The organism is Oculatella sp. FACHB-28 (assembly GCF_014696015.1).
Taxonomy (GTDB): Bacteria; Cyanobacteriota; Cyanobacteriia; order Elainellales; family Elainellaceae; genus JAAUTN01.
The window spans coordinates 1-4,099 of record NZ_JACJPJ010000073.1 but is presented as its reverse complement, the minus strand read 5'-3'; the positions used below and the strand labels follow the sequence as shown (position 1 = coordinate 4,099).

The 4,099-nt window shown below is 47.0% G+C and carries 4 protein-coding genes and 3 pseudogenes; 3 read left to right on the top strand and 4 right to left on the bottom strand.

Features of this window, described 5'->3' with window-relative positions; all coding sequences use genetic code 11:
• Positions 1 to 116: 116 nt before the first annotated feature.
• Positions 117 to 437, top strand: a complete 321-nt coding sequence (locus H6F88_RS16700; protein WP_190643883.1) for a helix-turn-helix transcriptional regulator — start codon at positions 117 to 119, stop codon at positions 435 to 437.
• A 300-nt stretch (positions 438 to 737) separates the two neighbouring features.
• Here H6F88_RS16700 and H6F88_RS16695 read toward each other — a convergent pair whose 3' ends face one another.
• Positions 738 to 1,022, bottom strand: a complete 285-nt coding sequence (locus H6F88_RS16695; RefSeq protein WP_190643882.1) for a hypothetical protein — start codon at positions 1,020 to 1,022, stop codon at positions 738 to 740.
• On the opposite strand from H6F88_RS16695, the pseudogene H6F88_RS16690 reads away from it, so the two are divergent.
• A pseudogene (locus H6F88_RS16690) lies at positions 1,018 to 1,431 on the top strand (IS6 family transposase); the annotation flags it as partial. The gene H6F88_RS16695 and the pseudogene H6F88_RS16690 overlap by 5 nt on opposite strands.
• On the opposite strand, the gene H6F88_RS16685 reads toward H6F88_RS16690, so the two are convergent.
• The 3 genes and pseudogenes from H6F88_RS16685 to tnpA all read right to left on the bottom strand — a co-directional run.
• Positions 1,428 to 1,634, bottom strand: a complete 207-nt coding sequence (locus H6F88_RS16685) for a transposase (protein WP_190643880.1) — start codon at positions 1,632 to 1,634, stop codon at positions 1,428 to 1,430. The pseudogene H6F88_RS16690 and the gene H6F88_RS16685 overlap by 4 nt on opposite strands.
• A gap of 162 nt (positions 1,635 to 1,796) precedes the next feature.
• Positions 1,797 to 2,876 carry a chlorophyllase gene (locus H6F88_RS16680; protein ID WP_190643879.1) on the bottom strand — a complete coding sequence of 360 codons (1,080 nt, stop codon included), beginning with the start codon at positions 2,874 to 2,876 and terminating at the stop codon, positions 1,797 to 1,799.
• Positions 2,877 to 3,575: 699 nt separating this feature from the next.
• Positions 3,576 to 3,917 (bottom strand): annotated as a pseudogene (gene tnpA, locus H6F88_RS16670) (IS200/IS605 family transposase); the annotation flags it as partial.
• Between the two features lie 65 nt (positions 3,918 to 3,982).
• On the opposite strand from tnpA, the pseudogene H6F88_RS16665 reads away from it, so the two are divergent.
• Positions 3,983 to 4,099 (top strand): annotated as a pseudogene (locus tag H6F88_RS16665) (IS6 family transposase); the annotation flags it as partial.

The window sequence follows — 4,099 nt, the reverse complement described above, 5'->3', positions numbered from 1 at the left end:
CGCTAAACGTTTCACGGTTGACCCCACACAAGCGCTTAAAGTGGCGCTTCGATAGATGCTCCAACTCGTTATATCGCATATCTGCTTCTGACATTAGCTTCTATTCAGAAGCTATCTTGCTTCGCTGCGATCCTCAACTGCCACACTCACTTTATATTCGTGCAGGAAGTCTATTGCAAGCGCTTGCCCAAGAGGCTGGCTGTTCGAGAGCCGTCTTTGCACAGCGATTCAGTTCTCTAGTCGGACAGGGTGCGCTGAGCTATCTGACCGCGTGGCGGATGCACGTCGCTGCTGGACTGCTGCTCGATGAAACTGGCAACATTGGAACTGTAGCCAGCCGAGTGGGCTATCAATCAGAAGCAGCCTTCTCGATCGCATTTAAGCGCTGGGCCGGAACCCCACCTAGCCAATATCGTGCGATGATGCTGGGTGGTTGAATCGCGAGAAATTAGCACGCTCTGCAAACTGCACTCAGATTGGGCTCTTACGTAGGGCGAACGCATCTAAATTCTGATGTGGCTGAGCAGTAGAACTTACGCAATTAGCAAATCAGTTGCGCGCTTTCTAAACCTTTGAAACCACTATTATTTGAGGCTTCTAGATCTTGAGACAAGGCAAGACAAGGAGCATCAATATCCTACCCTTAAAGCCCAGAATGTTTGCTCAACATAAGGTCAGGGACTTACGCCATTCATTTGCTAATTGCGCCAAATCATTTGCTCATCCACATCAGACGGCTATTGAATCCACAGCGCTAGACCGCCCCCCCGCCCTCGTGCTGCGATGAATTCCTCGGTCACCAAGAAAAAAGCAAAGAAGGGTAGCTTTGTAATCGCAATTTGCTCAAACGCCGCCTTTTTCGCCTTGCCCCCTCGAAAATCCGCCGTGAACAACGACCGATCGCCAAGTTCAAGCTGCACTTGGGTAAAGTCAAATGCCAACAGATTCTTCTTGCCCAAATACTTTGCTGGCCCGGTGAATTTCAGCTTAAAGCTGCCGAGTTGAATTTGGTTGCTCGGCAATACCCTCGACTTTATGCTAAGCGCCAAGCGGGATGGCAAGGCAGCGACAAGATTCTTTCGCAAAGTGCTCAAGGGTCAGCACACTCAGCCTCCACGGGTGATCACAGTAGACAAGAATGCCGCTTACCCAGTAGCAATAGAGACGCTTAAGGCAGAGGAGACAATTGGAGAAGAGAGCGAATTAAGGCAAAGCAAATATTTGAACAATGTGATTGAGCAAGATCATCGGAATATCAAGCGCATCGTGAAACCGATGATGGGATTTAAGACGTTCAATACGGCAAGAAGAACGTTGAGCGGAATCGAAGTGATGAATATGATTCGCAAAGGACAAGTAAAAGGAGTCAAACAAGGGGTCAGTATGCCTGGAGTGAAATTTATCGAAGCGATCTTTGAAATTGCTGCTTAAGGGAATGCAAACGACACCGATCGTTTGCCCTTAATAAGTTTTTGCGACACAACCCAACCGCTCACCAACACATACAAGATGGCTTGCAGCACCAACATCAGGTTAACGCTACGAGGTCTACCACAGTTGGATTTACGGGTGATGAGACCTTCAAACAATTCGTATTGTTCAAGCGTCAGTTCGCTCACGTAGGCTAGAGTCATGGCTTCCTGGAGGGCTGTTTGGATTTTGATATGTTCAGCCTAATACCCAGGAAGCTTTTCTACATACTGACCCGTTTTGCTACTTTCCAAACATCCTCTAAGTAGATCAACAGTAGGATTCCTCGGATCTGCCCAAATTGTTTTAGCAGGCTATTGGTGTTATTAAAGATGTAATTTGTTCTTTTTGCTGCGCCTCAGCTTCCAGGCAACACCGATAATACAAAAAGCTAGGATGCCTGGGAACGAGGTTGGTTCTGGAACTGTTGCCGCCTCACTGGTGACGCTGACGTTTTCATCTAGCGCATCTCCTGTGTTGTAGATGTAGTCCAGTGCATCGGCATCATTGAGCAGAGATGCTCGTAAAAATAGTCCGCTCCAGCGAGCGATCGCCTCTGTTGCAACATCCTGGTCTAAGGTGGGTCGAACGGGGTCGCGGGGGCTGTCTTCGTTGGTGATGCCGTAATGATTGGCACCTTGTATGGTGATTAGTGCTTTGGGTGGATCTTGGATCTGCTCATGGGTTGCTTCAACGGCTGCAAAATCACCCACAACACCATCGCGATCGCCAGCAACTAAGGCAACGGGAATTCCGTCGTTCTTGATTGGGGGAATGTTGCCACCCAATCGAGGATCTCTAAAGGTTGTGCCGTAAAAAACTCCTGCCATGAGTTCTTCGGGTCGCGAGAACTGGTCAGTGCAAAGAGAAGGAAAACAGATATCTTGAATGGAACTTAACCCAACAGCTCCACCGAATGAATGTCCAACCAGTCCTAGTTTGTCAGGATCTAACAGATTGGCGATCGGAGAGGTCGGATTTGTGTTGGTGGCAGTTGCAAACGCAAGAACATCGCTAACTTGTTGCTGCTCTGCAAAGAAGCCGGTGAATGTTTGCCCTGTAGTTGGATCAGTTAAAGTTCTGACATGATTTGGCACAATTACTGCAAAACCATATTGAGCCACATTGCTTGCGAAGTTGGAGTAGTCTGCCTTATCCACTAATGCACCTTGCAATAGGAGAACAATAGGCAATGAATCGACAGAGGTGTCTGGTGACGAAACGGGATAGTAAATATCAGCTTCATTTACACCTGTAGCAGTGGGAATGGTAGTACTAAAACGATCAACCTGATCGAAGACCGGTTCAGGACTAAATGCAACAGCAGGAAACCCAGTTCCCAATACAAAACATGTTGCTCCAACTAGAGCGATCGAGGACTGCGTCTGAATGGCTTTGAGAGTCATAGTTATAGGTGTATAAACGGCAGAGAGATACTACACGACAAGGAGAGTTCACCATAGTTTGGAGGGAACAGTTCCTATCTATGAACTAGCAGTGTATCTGAGGTAATCCTTACTCATTTGGGTAGAAATTCTAATGTTTTTTGGGTACTTCACCAAAGCTTTAAAGTTAGAACTTTGATGTTCTAGTGAGTTAGAGCCAATTTCCTAGCAATACGTAAGGTACCCAGTAGGAGGGCTGATTGTAATTTGGATGACTGATGAGTGTGAGTTGCGCCTGACGTAGGGCTTGAGATTTAGAGAGAGAGGGATGATCTAGGGTTCAAACTGGCGAAGCTGTCATCTACCGCCACATGACCTCGGGAATTTAAGCGGAGCCAGGGTCTCAGGAGACTTTTCTGATTTTCACGCCAGTTCTCACTTTGGGAGGGGTAATTCAACCAGTTTGATGTGTACTAATTAAACCCTTCTAGTTTTTGCAGCTTGCAACCCGTATGACAGCGTTGTCCAAAACTGTACCAATTAATCTAGAAAAGCTAATTGGTACAGCAGGTAACCACTAAATATGGAGTTCTGAGAGAAGCTTCATGGTTCTTTTCTTAAAACCTTTTAGAAGCAAAGGTTCTAGTGATTGAGTGGCGGCATATGACACCTTCGCCAGTTTGAACCCTCAAAGCGGCTTTTTCACTATCATCCCTCGCTTCATAGTTTCAATTGCTCCAAGCGCTGATCCTCCTTCTCCTGATCTCGAATGTATTGCCGCACAATTGCTTCATCTCGTCCGACCGTCGACACGTAGTATCCTCTCGCCCAGAAATGCTGTCCTGTAAAGTTCTGCCGTTTCCCCAAGTAGGTTCGAGCAATCGCAATCGCACTTTTACCCTTGATAAATCCCACAACCTGAGAAACCAAATACTTGGGAGGGATAGAGAGCAACATATGCACATGGTCTACCATCAATTGCCCTTCCTTAATGCGGCACTCCTTCTGCCGAGCCAACTGGTGGAAAATCTTGCCCAAGTGTTGCCGTAACTCGTAGTAAATGGTTATGTCGCAAAAACTGGTGAGTGGTAAGGTAAATAGACCTAACCTTGCCTTCTCCTCCTCTTATGTCTACTGCTTCTGTGTTTAAGTGGCGGCACTTTCTGCCCGAAATCATCCTGTTGAATGTGCGATGGTACTGCCGTTATTCCCTCAGCTACCGAGACCTAGAGGAGATGATGCAG

Coding starts and splice junctions, on each gene's coding strand:
- H6F88_RS16685 (WP_190643880.1), bottom strand. CDS start 1,634: ATGACTCTAGCCTACGTGAGCGAACTGACGCTTGAACAATACGAATTG.
- H6F88_RS16680 (WP_190643879.1), bottom strand. CDS start 2,876: ATGACTCTCAAAGCCATTCAGACGCAGTCCTCGATCGCTCTAGTTGGA.